Annotated in this window: 12 protein-coding genes; 6 read left to right on the top strand and 6 right to left on the bottom strand. The window is 71.9% G+C overall.

The annotated features are described in order from the left end of the window. The first annotated feature begins 9 nt into the window (after nt 1-9). On the top strand, nt 10-1,470 hold the full coding sequence (locus tag ACZ62B_RS10205; protein ID WP_469689780.1) for a hypothetical protein: 1,461 nt from the start codon (nt 10-12) through the stop codon (nt 1,468-1,470). Between the two features lie 12 nt (nt 1,471-1,482). Then, the gene (locus ACZ62B_RS10200) at nt 1,483-2,103 is read left to right on the top strand and encodes a DUF3592 domain-containing protein (RefSeq protein WP_469689779.1); all 621 of its coding nucleotides are present in this window, start codon (nt 1,483-1,485) and stop codon (nt 2,101-2,103) included. Nucleotides 2,104-2,175: 72 nt separating this feature from the next. On the opposite strand, the gene ACZ62B_RS10195 is transcribed toward ACZ62B_RS10200, so the two are convergent. From ACZ62B_RS10195 to ACZ62B_RS10180, 4 genes are all read right to left on the bottom strand, one after another. Continuing rightward, nucleotides 2,176-6,654 (bottom strand): FtsK/SpoIIIE domain-containing protein, encoded by a 4,479-nt coding sequence (locus ACZ62B_RS10195; protein ID WP_469689777.1) that lies wholly within the window; start codon nt 6,652-6,654, stop codon nt 2,176-2,178. Nucleotides 6,655-6,767: 113 nt separating this feature from the next. Further along, complete coding sequence (locus tag ACZ62B_RS10190; RefSeq protein WP_469689776.1) at nt 6,768-9,137, bottom strand: protein kinase domain-containing protein; 2,370 nt, start codon at nt 9,135-9,137, stop codon at nt 6,768-6,770. Nucleotides 9,138-9,256: 119 nt separating this feature from the next. Further along, nucleotides 9,257-11,272, bottom strand: coding sequence for a serine/threonine-protein kinase (locus tag ACZ62B_RS10185; protein WP_469689775.1), 2,016 nt, complete (start codon nt 11,270-11,272; stop codon nt 9,257-9,259). A gap of 74 nt (nt 11,273-11,346) precedes the next feature. Beyond that, on the bottom strand, nt 11,347-12,195 hold the full coding sequence (locus ACZ62B_RS10180; RefSeq protein WP_344561044.1) for a menaquinone biosynthetic enzyme MqnA/MqnD family protein: 849 nt from the start codon (nt 12,193-12,195) through the stop codon (nt 11,347-11,349). A 309-nt stretch (nt 12,196-12,504) separates the two neighbouring features. Between ACZ62B_RS10180 and ACZ62B_RS10175 the strand changes: the two genes are divergently transcribed. Continuing rightward, nucleotides 12,505-12,708, top strand: coding sequence for a cold-shock protein (locus tag ACZ62B_RS10175; RefSeq protein ID WP_003992177.1), 204 nt, complete (start codon nt 12,505-12,507; stop codon nt 12,706-12,708). A 121-nt stretch (nt 12,709-12,829) separates the two neighbouring features. Here the strand turns inward: ACZ62B_RS10175 and ACZ62B_RS10170 are convergent, their stop codons facing one another. Beyond that, complete coding sequence (locus ACZ62B_RS10170) at nt 12,830-13,396, bottom strand: helix-turn-helix domain-containing protein (protein WP_468881952.1); 567 nt, start codon at nt 13,394-13,396, stop codon at nt 12,830-12,832. A gap of 68 nt (nt 13,397-13,464) precedes the next feature. Here ACZ62B_RS10170 and ACZ62B_RS10165 point away from each other — a divergent pair, with 68 nt between their 5' ends. From ACZ62B_RS10165 to ACZ62B_RS10155, 3 genes are all read left to right on the top strand, one after another. Further along, the gene (locus tag ACZ62B_RS10165; protein ID WP_468881955.1) at nt 13,465-14,160 is read left to right on the top strand and encodes an AzlC family ABC transporter permease; all 696 of its coding nucleotides are present in this window, start codon (nt 13,465-13,467) and stop codon (nt 14,158-14,160) included. Then, the gene (locus ACZ62B_RS10160) at nt 14,157-14,471 is read left to right on the top strand and encodes an AzlD domain-containing protein (RefSeq protein WP_469689771.1); all 315 of its coding nucleotides are present in this window, start codon (nt 14,157-14,159) and stop codon (nt 14,469-14,471) included. Before ACZ62B_RS10165 ends, ACZ62B_RS10160 begins: the two co-directional genes overlap by 4 nt. Nucleotides 14,472-14,633: 162 nt before the next feature. Continuing rightward, nucleotides 14,634-15,290 (top strand): class I SAM-dependent methyltransferase, encoded by a 657-nt coding sequence (locus ACZ62B_RS10155; RefSeq protein ID WP_468886425.1) that lies wholly within the window; start codon nt 14,634-14,636, stop codon nt 15,288-15,290. Between the two features lie 7 nt (nt 15,291-15,297). Here ACZ62B_RS10155 and ACZ62B_RS10150 read toward each other — a convergent pair whose 3' ends face one another. Then, nucleotides 15,298-17,217 carry an AMP-dependent synthetase/ligase gene (locus ACZ62B_RS10150; protein WP_469689769.1) on the bottom strand — a complete coding sequence of 640 codons (1,920 nt, stop codon included), beginning with the start codon at nt 17,215-17,217 and terminating at the stop codon, nt 15,298-15,300. Nucleotides 17,218-17,237: the final 20 nt, after the last annotated feature.

The raw sequence follows: 17,237 nt of genomic DNA, 5'->3' as shown, positions 1-17,237 counted from the left end.
GATTCTCCGATGGTCGACCCGAATTTCTCCGGAATCAATCCGAACAACCTGCTGAGGACCATCAAGAACCTGGAATCCGGCAGCAAGGCGCTGCACGGCGCGAAAACCTCTTACCTCACCAGGTTCCACAAGTTCGGCCTGGACACGGCCCATCTGACGGAGATCGGGAAGATCGCCGACTGGGTGGACGACGAGCTTCCCATGCTGCGCCGGAGGCAGGCTCTGGCAGCGGCGATGGAGACAGACCCCGGAGGACACGAGGGCGGGGCCGTGGTCCGGTTGCGCGAGCCGGTTCCGACCATCGGTGAGGCAAGGGAGAAGGGCAAGAGGCTCGCCGGGGAGACCGATGAGGCCGCCGGCCTCGGATCCGGCACGGCCGGTGCGGAATTCCACCGGATCGCGGAGGAGTTGGCCGCGCACAAGGGCGACCCGGACTTCACTTCGGCGTTCTACGCCGCGCTCGATCCCGAGTTGTTGAAGGTCCTGCCGGTGACCGTCGCCGCCACCAGGACGCCGACGGCGGAGAGCGACGCCAAAGTGTTCGGCTCCGCCTTCACCACGGCGGTCAACGCCGACACCCCGGCTCCGGGCTTCGCCAAGGCAGTCGCCCTGTTCCACGGTGACATCGGCGAGGACGAGCCGACCGCCGTGTTCAACAGGGCGCTCATGCAGGGGGACGACAGCGACCTGTGGGCCATCGCGTGGAAGCACACGCAGATCGCCGTGAAGAAGCTCGGCGATCCCGCGGACACGTGGTCCGACACGGCCGGGCTGCTGGCCTCCGTCGTGGGCATGCAGGCAAAGTACGCCGCGCACTTCTGGGAACGGTCGCAGAAGTTCTCCGACGAAGCGAGTCGGCTGCACCAGCAGCGCATCAACAGCATGTCGCCGGAAGACCGAAGGAAGTTCAAGAAGGACACCCGGCGAGCGGCCAGGAACGCCAGGCAGTCCGCTCGAGAGGCAGAACGCATTCTCGCCAAGTACGGTATGGGATCCTTCTCCCGCTTGTTGGAGGCTTCCGTCGCGGACGGTGGTAGCTGGCTGATCGGCAAGGTTCCCGGCCTCAGAGCGCCCAGCTCGGCGACGCTCTTCGGACGTGCACTCCACACGGGGGGCAAACTGCCGCTGGTAGGCACGGTTCTCACTCTCGGCGCCATCGGATGGGACATCGGTCACGGCGAGGAGAAGGACGTCGCCGTCGCGGCCAATGTCGGAGGGATGGCTGCAGGCACAGGCATGACCTGGGGAACGATGGCAGTGGTGGCAGCGGCGGGAGGCCCCGTCGGGTGGGGCATCACAGCCGGAGTTGTACTGGGTTTCGGCGTCGGCTATGGAATCTCGTACGCGCTCAAGGAAGAGACCGGAAGAAAAGCCGTCAATGCGGTCACAGGCGCGGTGAAGGACGCGGGCGAAGCGATCGGTGACACCGCGTCCAGCGTCAAGAAGACGGTGAGCGGGTGGTTCTCATGAGGCGGAGCAGTGATGGCTAGAAAGAAGAGATCCAGACGCCGCAACGATCAGTACCAGTTGCCGCAACATGTCGCCGCGGCACAGCAGTACGCTGCCAGAGTCGCCGCGTACAAGCCGCGTCCGGAGCTTCCTCAGCGACGGCTCATCGCCGTCGCTCTCGGCATGTTCCTGCTGTGCCTCGGGATGGCGCTCTTCTTCTGGATTCCAGCGCGCTCCCTTGTACATGACCTGCGTGCCAACGGAGTTACCGTCGCGGCGACGGTAACCGGATCGGACCACAAGCCCAAGTACGTGAAAGTGAAATACGTCCAAGGCGAGAATTCAGGGGAGGAGTTCAAGCTCTCCGAGTACGCCGGAATGCTCCCCGATCTCCGTGCCGACGATGCGCTGCTGGTCACGTACGACCCCGAAAACCCATCCCGCGTCCTTTCCCGCAGTTGGGTGATCGCCCCTCCTCTCAACCTGCCGGCGTACGGCACCTCCGCCTTGGCCCTGTTCACCTTCGGTTTGACCATCGCAGTCGTGGTCCGCCGCCGCTGGATTCTGCGCACCTCCTGGCCTGATCATCCCCTTCACGGCTCAAGTGATCCCCGGAATCCCGGTTCCACGACCGTCCGCCTCACCAAGCGTTAGCCACCGTCACCGAGCAAGCGCTGTGGGCCCCGGCCGCACTGGCAGGGGCCCACATCTACATCGTATGAACCATCACCCGTTCATCACCGCCTGAACCGGCATGAACGACCCCCCTGCCACGAACAGCCCGCTGCCCGCCGGGCCGCCTCCGCTGTTGGACGGGAGGCGGATGCCGAAGAGTTCGCCCTCCGAGGGGCTCTGGGGTGTCAGCAGCAAGCCGTTGCGGGACTTGCGGGCCTCTACCGCGAAGCCGCGGTACTGACCCGAGAGGCTGTCGGTGGAGCCGGCCGCGATGAGGCCGATGCCGCCGTCGGCGCCCTTGCGGACGACGGTTTCCAGGGCCTCGTCGAGGCGGGTGTCGTAGAGGAGTTCCGCGTCGTCGACGACCACGACGTAGGGGCCGCCGGACGCCTTGTCCACCAGTTCGTCCAGGTCGTCCTCGCGGCTGTCCGCGTTCAGCAGGCCCAGGACGCCGTCCCGGCCTTCCAGCTCGCGCAGCGGTGAGCGGCGTGGGGCGACCAGGACCACCGGTGTGCCGGAGCGCAGCAGTGTCTCCGTGGCGGCCACCAGGAGTGTGGAGCGGCCGGACTTCGGCGGGCCCGCGATGACGAAGCCCGGGCCGTTCTCCTCCAGGTCGATGCCGATCGGCTGGAGTTCGTCGCCGCCGACGCCGATCAGCGCCCAGAGCGGGGACGGCGGGGCGAAGTCCGGGTCGAGGGCGAGCGCCTCGGACACCGTGATGCGGGACGGCAGCGCGTCCACCCGCATGGGGCGTCGGCCGGCCGGGATCCGGCCGTGGCGGGCTGCCGACTCCTCCGCGATCTCACGCAACGCCCGCACCTGCGCCTGACCGGCGGGGTCGTCCGCGAGCAGGCCGATCTGGGACTCGTCGACGCCCGTGTCGGTGATGCGCAACGCCCGCCCCGGAGGCATGTTCTTCGGGACCTCGCGAGCCTGCAGCCCCGCCGTGGAGTAGTCGTTCGGGTCGGCGAAGCGCAGCACCAGGCGGTCGGCGAAGGCGGACGAGACATGGCCGCTCAGTCCGCTGCGGTCGGCGGTCATGACGACCTTGAGGCCCACCGCGGAACCCTCGCGGAAGATGCGCTGGGCCGCCTCGAGCAGCTGGCCGTAGTTGTAGCTCTCGAAGGTGGAGGCGAAGCCCTCCCAGCTGTCCAGCAGGAGCACCATCCAGGGGAGGCGGTCCTCGGGGGCGGCCGTCGCGCGCTGTTCGGCGGCGCTGGACGCCCCCTCCATGGCGAGCAGTTGCTGCCGACGGGCGATCTCCGCCAACAGGCGCTCGATGAGGCGCCGGACGCGGTCCGGCTCGTCACGCGTCACCACGGCACCCACGTGCGGCAGCCGCATCAGTGGCAGCAGCGCGTTCGAGCCGCAGTCGATGCCGTACAGGTGCACATCGTGCGGGGAGGTGGTGCGCGCCAGCGAGCCGGCCAGCGTCCGCAGTGCCGTCGAGCGGCCGGAGCGGGCACCGCCGAGCAGCATGGTGTGCTCACCGTGCACCAGGTCCAGCGACAGCGGCGTACGGGACTGCTTGGCCGGCAGGTCGATCAGGCCGTACGGGATCGGGGCCACGTCCGCCGCCCCGTCTGCGGCGGGCTCCGCGCCGTACGCGGCGAGTTCGTCCAGGGTGACCTGCTCGGACAAGGGCGGCAGCCAAGGGCTGCGCTGTTCGCCGAAGCCCATGCGCACGGCGCCGTCCCGCACCGCGTCGACGAGGACGGCGAGGTCGGTGACCATGGTGCCGTCGTCCTCGGCCTCGGCCCGCTTGGGCAGCGGGCGGCCGTACATGTTCCAGGGCAGCGGCAGCAGCGTCGCCTTCGGGCCCGTCCCACCCGTGGCGGGGCGGCGGCCACCGATGCGGGCCGACTGCACCCCGACCAGGGACTGCGCACCGGAGCGCACGTACATGCGGCCCGGCGTGGACTTGGCGATGGCGCCCGAGTCCGGGGCCTCGATGACGTCGATGGACTCCGAGGCGTCCGTCACCCGCAGCGCGATACGCAGGTTGGTGTTGGCGCGGATGTCCGCGCTGACGACACCGGCGGGACGCTGGGTGGCCAGGACCAGGTGCACGCCGAGCGAGCGGCCCCGGCGGGCGATGTCGACCAGGCCCGCGATGAAGTCGGGGAGTTCGGCGACCAGGGAGGCGAACTCGTCGATCACCAGGACCAGTCGGGGCATCGGCTCCAGCTCGGGGCGGAGCTTGCGGGTGTCGTTGTAGTCCTCGATGTCCTTGGCGGCTGCGTCGAAGAGGATCTTCTCCCGGCGGTGCAGCTCGGCGGCGAGGGAGGCGAGGGCCCGTTCGGTCAGATGGGCGTCGAGGTCGCTGACCATGCCGACCGTGTGCGGCAGCCGGGCGCAGTCCATGAACGCGCTGCCGCCCTTGTAGTCGATGAGTACGTAGTTGAGGGCGTCGGGGCGGTTGGCGACGGCCAGCGAGGTGATGATGGTCTGCAGGAGCTCCGACTTACCGGCACCCGTGGTTCCCGCGACCAGCGCGTGCGGTCCGTCCCGCCGGATGTCCAGGACGAAGGGTCCGTCCGCGGCGATGCCGACGGGGGCCGCCGTGGTGGAACCGCCCGCCTGCCAGATCCGCTCGACGTCCACCCCGGTCGGGTCCGGCATGCCCAGCAGGGTCAGCAGCCTCGCCGACGTCGGCAGGGCACTGCCCGCGTCGTCCCGGCTGACGTCCCGGACGGGGGCGAGGGAGCGGGCGAGCAGCTCGCACCACTCCGGCGTGACCTGGTCGGCCAGGACGTCCCCGGCGGCCTCCAGCCCGTGGCCGCGTACCCGGACGTGGTGTGCGGCGTCGGGGGACCAGGCGACGACGGCCTTGCACTCCTCCGGCAGCAGACGCTCGTCCTCGTCGACGCACAGGGCGAGGATGCCGTACTGGGGCCCTTCGGCGAGCAGTTGCGGCACGCCGGGTACGCGGCGCAGCAGGCGGGCCCCGTCGAGGATCAGCAGGACGTTGGGGTCCGGGTACAGCTGGCCCGTCATGTTGTTCTGCTCGCGGGACGCCTTGCGCCGGGCGAGCTCGTTGAGGAGCTCGTTGACGCGGCGGGTGATTCCCTCGGAGTCGAAGCCGACCAGGGCGACGCAGTCCTGCCCCTGGTCGGGGCTGGTGTGGGGCAGCCAGTGCGCCCAGTGCCAGTCGGCGCCGGCGGTGGGAGTGGACGCGAGCGTCACGAGGGAGAGGTCCCGGGGGCTGTGCAGCACCGCCGCCTGGACGCCGAGCCAGCGGGCGGTGGCCAGCGCGCGGGCCCGGTCTCCGGCGATGCCGACCACTCCGAGCTCGGTGAAGGGGAGGGTGACGGGAACGTCCGGGAGGACGGGGGGCTCGGGGCGCTCCTCGTCGTACAGGGAGCCGCCGCGCCCCAGGACGAGTTCGACGTCGGACGGAAGGCTGCCGGAGCCGACCCTCAGCTGCAAGGCGTCCGGGTCGGTGAGACGGCGTTCCCACAGCCGGCGGCGCGGTCCCGTGGCGAACAGCAGGACTTCGGCCGGGTCGGGGCTGTCCACGCGGCGGGCCCGCTGTTCCTCCTTTCCGAGGGCGGCGAGTTCCGCCTTGTGAGCGGCGAGGTCCTTCTTGTACTGCTTGACGGAGGTCTTGTGCTGCTTCTTGCCCTCCCGGTTCTCGCTGATCCACTGGGCGGCCATCATCAGCGGGCTCATCAGACAGAAGAGCAGCATGTAGATCTGCTTGGTGAGGAACCACATGCCGATGCCGAACAGCATGGGCATGAAGGCCATGATGAACTGGAAGCGGGCCCGGTCCCCCTTGGTGGGCGGTACGGGCACCACAAGCCGCCGCCGCGGCCGAAGCGGGGACAGACGAGGCGGGCGGTTGTAGGCGAGACCGCCCTCGCTCATCGCGGACAGGTGGGCGTCGGGCTCGGCCACCCGGTCGAGCACGAGCAGTGAGTCACCGACCCGGACGACGCCGCCGAGCGGCCACGGAGCACCTGCCGTCACCGCTTCGTCGTCGAGCAGGACTTCGGCGCCGCTCTCGGGGGCGAGCGTGGTGTCACCCTTCATGTCGATGGTGATCCTGAGGGCGACCGCCGGCAGCGACGTGTCCGTCAGGGGCAGCGAACACGTGGGCGCGGCACCGACCGTGGCCGCTCCGATCCCCAGCCGGACCACGCGTCCGGAAGCGGGGCCGCCGGCCACCCTCAGTTCGTACTGCCCGACCGGCTCGCCCTTGCGCAGCAGCGGGCCCACCGAGTCGTCGACCGAGACCCTCATGCCGTCCTGGAGGACGGCCGTCGCCGGCGCGGAGGGATCGCAGCGTTCGCCGTCGGCCCACAGGAACGGTGCTCCGGCGGTCACCGCACCATGGCCGTACGGGAGGGCCCCCGGCGTGCCGGACAGGGGGACCACGTTGCCGGACGCACCCGCCGGGCGGCCGGGCTCGCCGAGGGCGGCCGCCAGTGCCTCCGCGACGTCGCCCGCCGTGGCGGTGTCGTCCGTGGTGACGACGACGTCCTGCGGCTGACCGCCCTCCCGTACGACCGTGACCAGCATCTGCATGGTGGTTCATCCTCCCCGTCGGCCCCTGCGGCCACGTTCATTGCTTCGTCTGGCGGAGACCGGTGGCGGCCGGTCCCCCGTGCGGCCGGAGATCGCGTCCTGGTGCCCGGGCGTCAGACGGCGGGCAGAGCGTAGATCTCCGGTCCGTGGGTGACCAGCAGCCGGTTGCCGGAGACGGTCACCTGCCACGGTTCGCCGTTGTCCTTGTTGTCGTCGTAGACCCAGCGGAGCCTGCCGGTTCCGGTCTCCAGCGCGACGAGGCCGCCGGACAGGGCGCCGCCCGCCCCGTAGAGGGAGGACCCGACCCGCAGGAACGTCTCCGGACCGTCGACCTCCAGCTCCTCGCAGAGCCAGGTCCGCTTGCCGGTCTTGACGTCCACCGCCCAGACGCCGTCGTCGTAGTCGCTGACGTACAGCACGCCGTCGATCACCGTCGGGTTGCGGAAGGCCCGGCGGCCGTTGGGGGACAGGGTCCAGCGGGTGTCGCCCGTGTCGGCGTCGACGGCCGTCAGTTCGTCGCCCGGCAGGAAGACGAGGCCGTTCGCGGCCGTGGGCTGCCAGGTCCAGTCCTCACCGATCTTCTTGGTCCACAGCTGCGTGCCCGTGGCGGTGTCCCGCACCGTGAGGTTGCGGTTGGAGTCGGCGTACACCAGGTGCCTGCCGGAGACGCTGCCCTGGACGTCGTAGTCCTTGGTGCCCCAGTCCCGTCTCTGCAGCCACGTCTTCTTGCCGGTGCTGTGGCTGATGGCGGCCACGGCGGTGCGGTGGTCCGTGGCGTTCCTGGACTCGCCGAAGTCCTTGGCCGTGACGTAGACGTTCTTGTCGTCGACGGCGATGGCGGAATCGACCGACAGGGACTTGCCCAGCCGGCTGCGCCAGACCTCCTCGCCGGTCTTCACGTCGCGGGCGACGAGCACTCCGTCGTAGCCGCCGTCGGCCAGGAACACCTTGCCGCCGTGGAAGAGAAGGGGCTCTCCCGGGCGGCACGCCTCCTTCTTCGACCAGCGGGCCCTGCCCGTCTTCACGTCGTAGGCCACGAGCGGATCGCCACTGATCAGCAGGAGGCCTTCGTGGGTGAGCAACGGCACGAGCGCACTGGTGCTGTCCTCGGCCGCCGACTTGTGCCACAGGGGCTGGGGCGCGACGCCGGGGGGCGGCGTGGTGAACCGCTCCCCGGCCGGTTCGGCCGCGCCGCCCCGGCCCGCCGCGTCCGTCGTGGGGGTGTCGTCCTCGTCCCGCGTGAGCCACCAGGCCGTTCCGCCGCCGGCCACGGCGACACCGGCCGCGGCGCCGAGCGCCAGGCCGAGTACGCGGCGACGGGACCGGACGGCGGGCTGCCCGCCGAGTCGCACCGTGCCGGGGAGGGGTGGGCCCGGATCGCCTCCGTGAGCCTGGGCGCCGTATCCCGGCGTCGGCGCGCTGCCGTAACCCGGCGTCGGCGCGCTGCCGTAACCCGGCGTCGGCGCGCTGCCGTATCCCGGCGTCGGCGGACCGCCGTACGCCCGGGCCGGGGAAGCCGTCACGGCCGTCCCCGCCGTCATGGCCGGGGCCGGGCCGAAGGACGCTCCGGCCGCCGGAGCCGGGTCGGGGGCTTCCAGGTCGAGAATCCCCGCCGCGTGCGTCGCGATCGTCGACGCCACCGCCGACGGCAGCCAGTCGGTCAGGACGGGCTCGACTCCCTGCGGGGCGAGGGACGTCACGATCCGCGCCGGTGCGGGACGCTGGGCGGGGTCCTTCATCAGGCAGGCGCGGACCAGGCCCAGCAGCGACCGCGGTACGCCGGTGAGGTCGGGCTCGCCGTGCACGATCTGGTAGAGCAGCGCGGCGTGCGAGGCGGACCCGTCGCCGAAGGCCCCCCGGCCGGTCGCCGCGAACGCGAGCACGGCGCCCAGGGAGAAGACGTCGCCCGCCGTGCCGATGTCCTTGCCCTGGGCCTGCTCCGGGGACATGTAGCCGGGCGATCCGACCACGACTCCGGTCTGTGTCATACGGCTTCCGTCGACCGCCCGTGCGATGCCGAAGTCGATGACGCGCGGGCCGTCGGCGGCCAGCAGGACGTTGGACGGCTTGAGGTCGCGGTGGATCAGGCCGGCCGCGTGCACCTCCTGCAGTGCCGCGGCGAGGCCGGCGGCCAGGGCACGGACCGTGCGCTCCGGCAGCGCGCCGTGCGCGGCGACCACGTCCGTGAGGTCCGGGCCGAGCACGTACGACGTCGCCAGCCACGGCAGTGCCGCCTCCGGGTCGGCGTCCACGACCGGCGCGGTGTAGCGGCCGGACACCGCCTTGGCGATCTCCACCTCGTGCCGGAAGCGCTCCCGGAAGCCGGCGTCCGCCGCGAGATCCGGGCGCACCACCTTCACGGCGACGGTACGGCCACCGGGCGAACGCGCGAGGTACACACGTCCCATGCCGCCGGCGCCGAGTCTTCGCAGCAGGCGGTAACCGCCCAGCTCGCGCGGGTCGTCCGGCTGCAATGTCTCCATGGTGGCCTTCCCCGTCGTGATGCCCGTGCGGCGTGTGCTGCGCCTGGTGTCGTTCGCCGACGCAGACACATTAGTGAGTGGCGGGGGACGGACAGCGACCGGGAGGAGCCGGAAGACGGTCACTCGATCTTCGACAACCGGGCCTTCGGCGACCCCGACTCCTTGCTGTCCGACTCGTAGACCAGGTCGTCGCCGACCGGGGTGAGGCGGACCGTGTGCTCGGCCTGGTTGCAGACGTCGCGGTTGGACTTCGCGCCGACGGAGACCGTGACGAGCTGCTTCTTCGTGACCTGCTTCAGGGTGAGGACGTCGTCGCAGACGCCGCCGAAGATGTCCGTGTGGCGGAGGGTTCCCACCCGTTCGCCGACCTTCGCCTGTTCGAGGGTGACGCGGAACGTGCCGAGCGGAATGGCGATGCCCTCGCGGGAGTTGGCCTGTCCCTCCCAGGTGCCCAGGTAGTCGGCGGGGACGGCGGTGGGGGAGGCCGGTCCTCCGGACTCGCCCCCGCTGTCGGACTGCGCGGCGCCGCCCTTGGAGCCGCCCGGCAGCAGGTCGAGTACGGACATGGAGCCGACGGTCACCGCGGCCAGCGCGCCCGCCACCGCGAGGGCGACCGTGCAGCTGACGCGCCGGCCCCGGCCGCCGGGCCGGGCGGAGGAGGTGGCCGCCAGGGAGACGGAGAGCTTGCCGGGACGGTGGTTCGTGGGCTGGGTCGGCGGGTGCGGGGTCTCGTGCGGGTGCGCGTCCCGTGGCTCGGGGACGGCGGTGGCGCCACGGCTGCTCTCGGTGGCCGTCGGCATCACGGGCGGCGGGCCGAAGGCCCCGGACACCGCGCCGGCCGACGCGGTGCCACCCGCAGACGGATCACCGAGTCCTCCGGCCGACGGAGACCCACCCGCCGACGCACCACCGGGGCCTCCGGCCGACGGAGACCCACCCGCCGACGCGTCACCAAGGTTTCCGGCCGACGGAGACCCACCCGCCGACGCGTCACCAAGGTTTCCGGCCGATGCGAGGCCACCCGCACTCGGATCGCCGGAGCCCGCGGCCACCACCGCCCCGCCCGCCGCCGGGCCACCGGAGCCCCCGGCCGACAAAAACCCGTCAGCCGACGCCCCACCGAACCCTCCGGCCGGCAAAGCCCCACCCGCCGGCACCCCACCGGCCCCGTCGCCCGCCGTCCCCTCCCCCACCGACGGCCTGCTGAACCCCACCGGCCCCGACGGCCCCTCCCCCGTCGCCTCCAGGTTCAGGAGTCGTACCGCGGCCCGGCTCACCTGCTCCACCAGGGCTCCCGGCAGCCAGCCGGCCGTCACCAGGCGGGCCGCGCCGCCCTCCGGGGCGAGGCAGCCGGCCAGCTCGGTGGGGGTCGGGCGGGCCGACGGGGTCTTGTCGAGGCACGCCTCGACGAGTTCGCGCAGTTCGCCGTCCAGTTCGCCCAGTTCGGGCGGCTCGTGCACGACCTTGTACAGCAGGGCCGCCGAGGAGTCGCCGGGGAACGGGGGGCTGCCCGTCGCCGCGTACGCCAGTACCGCGCCGAGGGAGAAGACGTCCGCCGCGCCCGTCACGCCCTTGCCGAGGATCTGCTCGGGGGACATGTAGCCGGGGGAGCCGATCGACACGCCCGTCGACGTCAGGGACGCCGTGCCGTCCGTGGCGCGGGCGATGCCGAAGTCGATCAGGAGGGGGCCGTCGAGGGTGAGGAGGACGTTCGACGGCTTCACGTCCCTGTGCACCAGGCCCAGCGCGTGTACGGCCGTCAGCGCCTCGGCCAGCCCCGCGCCCAGCGCCCGTACGGTGGGCGCGGGCAGCGGGCCGGTGTCGGTGACCGCCGCGGCGAGGGACGGGCCGGCCGCGTAGGCGGTGGCGACCCAGGGGACCCGGGCGCCGGGGTCGGCGTCCAGGACGGGGGCCGTCCAGGCGCCGCCGACCCGGCGGGCGGCGTCGACCTCGCGCCGGAAGCGGGCGCGGAACTCCTCGTCCAGCGCGAAGTGGGGGTGCACGATCTTCACCGCGACCGTGCGGCCCCCGGCGCTGCGGCCCAGATAGACCCGGCCCATGCCGCCGGAGCCGAGCCGGCCGAGCAGCCGGTAGGGGCCCACGACCGTGGGCTCGTCCGCTTCGAGCGGCCGCATGGCGTCCACCCCTCCCCCGTCACGCCCGTACGCCGGAACCTTCCAGCAGGGTAGTGGGCGGGCCGCCCGTGGCCTCAGGGCCGGAGCAGATCGACCTTCACGTCGGCCGGGAAGCCCGTCGTCGGTCCCACCCTGCGGGCGAACTCGGCGACCGCCTCCAGCTGCGGGGGGCCGAAGCTGAAGTCGAGGGTGGTGAAGTACTGCGCCAGGGTCGCCTCGTCGAAGGCCTCCCAGCGGGCCGCCTGCTCGGCGACCTTGCCGACCTCCTCCAGGGAGAGGTTGCGGGAGGCGAGGAAGGCCTCGTGCACCTTGCGGGTGATGACCGGCTCGCGCTCCAGGTAGTCGCGGCGCACCGCCCACACCGCGAAGACGAACGGCAGGCCCGTCCACTGCTTCCACAGCGCGCCCAGGTCGTGCACGTCGAGCCCGTAGCGGGGGCCGTCGAGCATGTTGGCGCGCAGGGCCGCGTCCCCGATGAGGACGGCCGCCTCGGCCTCCTGCATCATCAGGCTCAGGTCGGGCGGGCAGGTGTAGTAGTCGGGCCGTACGCCGTACCGCTCGGCGAGGAGGAGCTGGGCGAGGCGTACGGAGGTGCGGGAGGTCGACCCGAGGGCGACCCGCGCTCCGTCCAGCCGGTCCAGCGGGACCTGCGAGGCGATCACGCAGGACATCACGTCGCCGTCGCAGCCGACGGCGATGTCGGGGAAGGCGACGAGCCGGTCCGCGTGCTTGAGGAACTCGACGAGGGTGACGGGCCCGATGTCGAGGTCGCCCTGCACCAGCTTCTCACTGAGCTTTTCCGGGGTGTCCTTCGTCAGCTCGAAGTCGAGGAGCGTGCCCGTTCTCGCGAGCCCCCAGTACAGGGGCAGGCAGTTCAGGAACTGGATGTGGCCGACGCGCGGCCGGGTGCGAGGATTGTCCACATCGTGAGGCTAGTCCTCGCCCCCGGCGGGCGGACTTCCACCCCCCGGTCGCTCAGGCGTTCGATCGGACACCTGTGGCGGACGGGGTGTTCAAACATTCGGGTGAAGTGATCTTGACCTCTATTGCATTCGGGGACCTGCGTGCTAGGCTCGTCCGCAAGTTGCAGTTTGGTTTCCCTTGCAGTACAGAGCCTGCGGAGCATGTGACCGCGGGCTCTCGTCGTTCTCAGACGGATGCACTTGTGCGGAATTGGTCTTCACACTTGCTGGTTCTGGAGCAGGGCAACCCTTTGGGCCCAAGGAGGGCTTATGGCTACCGGAACCGTGAAGTGGTTCAACGCCGAAAAGGGCTTTGGTTTCATCGCCCAGGAAGGCGGCGGCCCCGACGTCTTCGTCCACTACTCCGCGATCAACGCGAGCGGTTTCCGCTCCCTCGAGGAGAACCAGCAGGTGTCCTTCGACGTCACGCAGGGTCCGAAGGGCCCGCAGGCGGAGAACGTCACCCCGGTCTGATCCTCTCCGATCCGGGAACGACTAGCAGTACCCAAGGAGCCCCGCGCCGTCAGGCGACGGGGCTCCTGCCCTTTCCCCTCCTCGCACCGAAATGCTTCGGTGAATATTCGGGGAATTCCTCTCATACGTGCTGCATGATCAGCACGAATTTCGTGCCGGCCTCCAGCGCCTCGTACGTGTGCGGCACATCCCCGCGGTACGTCATGTAGTCCCCCGGGCCGAGTTCCGCGCTCTCTCCGCCGGGCCCCGCCTTCACCCGTCCCGCGCTGACCACGATGTGCTCCACGGTCCCCGGAATGTGCGGCTCGGAGTCGCGCACGGTCCCCGGCTCCAGCCCCACGGCGTAGATGTCGCGCCGCGCGCCCGGCGGGCTCGCGGACAGCAGGGTGGCGACGTAACTGGACTGCTCGGAGTGCACCGTCGGCCCCTCTCCCGCCCTGATCACCCGCACGGACGGCACCGGGGACTCCACCAGCGCGCTGAACGGCACCCCGAGCGCCACCGCCAGCGCCCAGATCGTCTCCATGCTCGGGTTTCCGCTCGCCGCCTCCAGCTGGGACAGCGTGGACTTGGCGATCCCGGCGCGTTTGGCCAGTTCGGAGAGGGAGAGGCCGACGCGGGCGCGTTCGCGGCGCAGGGCTGCGGCGATCCGGTCGAGGGGGAGGCGGGGCGGGGGGCCGTCGCTCATGTCGTTCGCTCCAGCGGTCCGGTCGTTCGGCTTGACGAACGACATCTCTCCTGTCCATGGTAGGAAACATGCGTTCGGCACAGCGAACAACTCCTGCCCTTCTCGACCTCGGTCTGCTCCGGGACGTGTCCCTGGTCTGTCTGGCCGGGGGCGTCGTCGGCGTGTCGTTCGGGGCGATCGCCGTCGCCGGCGGGCTGCCGGTGTGGGTGCCGGTGGTGATGTCGCTGGTGGTGTACGCGGGCTCCGCCCAGTTCAGCGCGGTGGGTGTGCTGCTGGCCGGGGGCGGTCCGGTCGCGGCGGCGGCCACGGGGCTGCTGCTCAACACCCGTACGGTCGCCTTCAGCCTCGCCGTCGCCGAGCACATCGGTCCGGGAAGGCTCGCCCGCCTGGTCGGGGCGCACCTGGTGACCGACGAGACGGTGGCCTTCACCCTGGCCCAGCGGGACCCGGCACGGCGACGGGCGGCGTTCTGGATCTCGGGGCTCGGGATGTTCGCCGTGTGGAACACCGGGGTGCTGGCGGGCGCGCTGGCCGGCAGCGCGCTGGGGGACACGGCGCGCTACGGGCTGGACGCGGCCTTCCCCGCGGTGCTGGCCGCCCTCGTCCTGCCCGCCCTGCGCGAGGACGCCGGCGTCCGCCGGGCCGCGCTGCCCGGAGCGGCACTGGCCCTGGCGGTCACACCGGCGGTACCGGCGGGCGTGCCGGTGCTGGTGGCCCTGGCGGGGCTGCTCCTCCACGGACGGGCACGGGGGCGGTCGGTGTGAGCGCGACGGTCGCGGTGATCCTGGCGCTGGCGGTCGGGACGTACGCCTTCCGGCTGGTCGGACCGGTGCTGCAGGGGCGGGTGGAGCTGCCGGTCCGGGTGCGGGAGCTGCTGTCCGCCGGTGCGGTGGTCCTGCTGGTGGCGCTGCTGGCGACGGGGGCGCTCACCGAGGGCGGCGGGTTCGCGGGGTGGTCGCGTCCGGCCGGGGTGCTGGTGGGCGGCGCACTGGCGTGGCGGCGCGCGCCGTTCGCGGTGGTCGTCCTCGGGGCGGCGGCCACGACGGCGGCGCTGCGGGGCATGGGGGTCGGGTAGCCGTCCCCATGCCGGGCGGGTACGGCAGTCACGCGGCCGTCCCCCATGCCGAGCGGGTACGGCAGTCACGCGGCCGTCCCCCATGCCGGGCGGGTACGGCAGTCACGCGGCCGTCCCCCATGCCCCCGAAGCTGTCAGTGGGGGCGAGTACGGTCACCGCCCATGACCGCCACCGACGCCGATCACGTCATCGCCACCCGCACCTTCTACGACGCCATCGCCGAGGACTACGCCACCCTGTTCCGTGACTCCCTCTCCGTCATGCCGCTGGACCGGGCGGTGATGGCCGGTTTCGCCGAACTGGTCGGTGAGGGCGGCCAGGTGGCCGACCTGGGGTGCGGTCCCGGCCGGGTGACCGCGCATCTCGCCTCCCTCGGTCTCTCCGTCTTCGGCCTCGACCTGTCGGAGTCCATGCTCGCGATCGCCCGCCGCGAGAATCCGGACCTGCGCTTCGAGCAGGGTTCGATGCGGAACCTGGACCTCTCCGACGGTGCCCTCGCCGGCGTGGTCTCCTGGTACTCCACCATCCACACCCCGCAGGACGAACTGCCCGCCGTCTACGCCGAGTTCCGCCGGGTCCTGGCCCCCGGGGGCCATCTGCTGCTCGCGTTCCAGTGCGGCGACGAACCCCGTCGCCACGAGCGCCCCTGGGGCCACCCGGTCACCCTCGACTTCCGGCGCATGCGCCCGGAACGCGTCGTCGCGCTCCTGGAGGCCGCCGGTTTCGCCCTCGTCCAGCACACGGTGCGCACCGCCGACACGGACCAGGGCGAGTCGACGCCCCAGGCGTTCCTGATCGCCCGCGCGGCGACGGGATGACCCGGGCCTACCCCCCGTACAGCCCCTCCACCTCCGCCGCGAAGTCCCGCAGGATCTCCTCGCGCCGCAGCTTCATCGACGGGGTCAGGTGGCCCGCCTCCTCCGTGAAGTCCACCGGGAGGACGGTGAAGCGGCGGATCGACTCCGGGCGGGAGAGCATCTTGTTGGCCTCGTCGATCGCGCGCTGGAGGATGGCGTGCAACTCCTCGTCGTCGAGGAGGAGTTCCGGCGGGACCGGGTGCCTGCCGTTCATGCGGCGCCAGTGGGTGATGCCGTCGGGATCGAGGGTGATCAGGGCGGAGACGTAGGGGCGGTTGTCGCCGACCACCATGACCTGGGAGATCAGCGGGTGCGATCGGAGCCAGTTCTCCAGCGGGGCCGGGGCGACGCTCTTGCCGCCGGAGGTGATGATCAGCTCCTTCTTGCGGCCCGTGATGGTCAGGTAGCCCTCGTCGTCCAGTTCGCCGAGGTCGCCGGTGGGCAGCCAGCCGTCGGGCGCGGCGGGCACGACCCCGCCCGCCTGGGGGTCCCAGTAGCCGCGCAGCACATGGCCGCCGCCGACGAGGATCTCGCCGTCCGCCGCTATGCGGATCCTCGTCCCCGGCAGCGGCCAGCCCACCGTGCCCAGACGGGGTTTCAGCGGGGGTGTCACCGTCGAGGCGCCGGTGGTCTCCGTCAGGCCGTAGCCCTCGAAGATCTCGATGCCGGCACCGGCGTAGAACGCGGCGAGGCGGGGGCCGAGCGGGGAGCCGCCGCAGATGGCGTAACGCACCTTGCCGCCCATGGCGTTGCGGATCTTGCGGTAGACCAGCGGGTCGTAGAAGGCGCGGGCCGTCTTCAGGGAGCGGGACGGGCCGGCCCCCGCCCCCGTCTGGCGGGCCTCGACGGCCTCGCCGTAGCGGCGGGCCACCGACTCCGCGCGGTCGAAGGCCGGGAGCCGTCCGCCCGCCTCCGCCTTCGCCCGCGCGGTGTTGAAGACCTTCTCCAGCATGTACGGGATGGCCAGCAGGCAGGTGGGCCGGAAGCTCGCCAGGTCGGGCAGCAGGTCCGCGGGCGCCAGGCTCGGCGCGTGGCCGAGGCGCACCCGGGCGCGCACACAGGCGACGGCGACCATCCGGCCGAAGACGTGGGACATCGGCAGGAAGAGCAGGACGGAGGCCTCTTCGCCGGTCCGGGCCCTGAAGACGGGGTAGAGCAGCTCGATGGCGTTGTCCACCTCGGCGAAGAAGTTGCCGTGGGTGAGGGCGCAGCCCTTGGGGCGGCCGGTGGTGCCCGAGGTGTAGACGAGGGTGGCGAGGGTGTCGGGGCCCAGGACGCCGCGGCGCACCTCGACTTCCTGGTCGGGTACGTGCGCCCCGGCTTCCGCGAGCGCGTCGACGTGGCCCTTCTCCACGACCCACACCCGCCGCAGGTCGGGAAGGTGCACGAGCTCGGGGCCGAGGGCGGCGGCCTGCCCGGCCGTCTCCGTGACCAGGGCGACCGCGCCGGAGTCGTGCAGGATCCAGCGGGCCTGGAAGACGGAGGAGGTCGGGTAGACGGGGACGGTGACCAGTCCGGCCGCCCACGCGGCGAAGTCGAGCACCGTCCACTCGTAGATGGTGCGGGCCATGACGGCGATCCGGTCGCCCGGCGTCAGGCCCTCGGCGATCAGCCCCTTCGCGACGGCCAGGACCTCGGCGGCGAATCGCCGCGCCGTCACGTCCCGCCAATCGCCGTCCGCCGTCTTCCGGCTGAGCACCACCTCGTCCGGCGCCGTGTTCGCGTTCTCGAACGGCAGGTCGGCGAGCGACCCGTGCCGCACCTGCCGGGCGAACGGCGGTACGGACGCTTCCCGTACGACGCCGTCCAGCCGCCGGGTCTCCGGCTCGACCAGGACGGGTGCTCCGTGGACGTCGTCGTCGAGAGCGGAGGTGTGGGCGGTGGACACGGGCGGCTCCTGGGGCGTGC

This window comes from Streptomyces sp. NPDC053426 (assembly GCF_055585405.1).
The sequence above is the reverse complement of the archived record's forward strand: the minus strand, read 5'-3'. Positions and strand labels throughout refer to the sequence as shown.

Coding starts and splice junctions, on each gene's coding strand:
- ACZ62B_RS10170 (WP_468881952.1), bottom strand. CDS start 13,396: ATGAGCGACGGCCCCCCGCCCCGCCTCCCCCTCGACCGGATCGCCGCA.
- ACZ62B_RS10190 (WP_469689776.1), bottom strand. CDS start 9,137: ATGGAGACATTGCAGCCGGACGACCCGCGCGAGCTGGGCGGTTACCGC.
- ACZ62B_RS10155 (WP_468886425.1), top strand. CDS start 14,634: ATGACCGCCACCGACGCCGATCACGTCATCGCCACCCGCACCTTCTAC.
- ACZ62B_RS10195 (WP_469689777.1), bottom strand. CDS start 6,654: ATGCAGATGCTGGTCACGGTCGTACGGGAGGGCGGTCAGCCGCAGGAC.
- ACZ62B_RS10175 (WP_003992177.1), top strand. CDS start 12,505: ATGGCTACCGGAACCGTGAAGTGGTTCAACGCCGAAAAGGGCTTTGGT.
- ACZ62B_RS10165 (WP_468881955.1), top strand. CDS start 13,465: ATGCGTTCGGCACAGCGAACAACTCCTGCCCTTCTCGACCTCGGTCTG.
- ACZ62B_RS10185 (WP_469689775.1), bottom strand. CDS start 11,272: ATGCGGCCGCTCGAAGCGGACGAGCCCACGGTCGTGGGCCCCTACCGG.
- ACZ62B_RS10200 (WP_469689779.1), top strand. CDS start 1,483: ATGGCTAGAAAGAAGAGATCCAGACGCCGCAACGATCAGTACCAGTTG.
- ACZ62B_RS10205 (WP_469689780.1), top strand. CDS start 10: ATGGTCGACCCGAATTTCTCCGGAATCAATCCGAACAACCTGCTGAGG.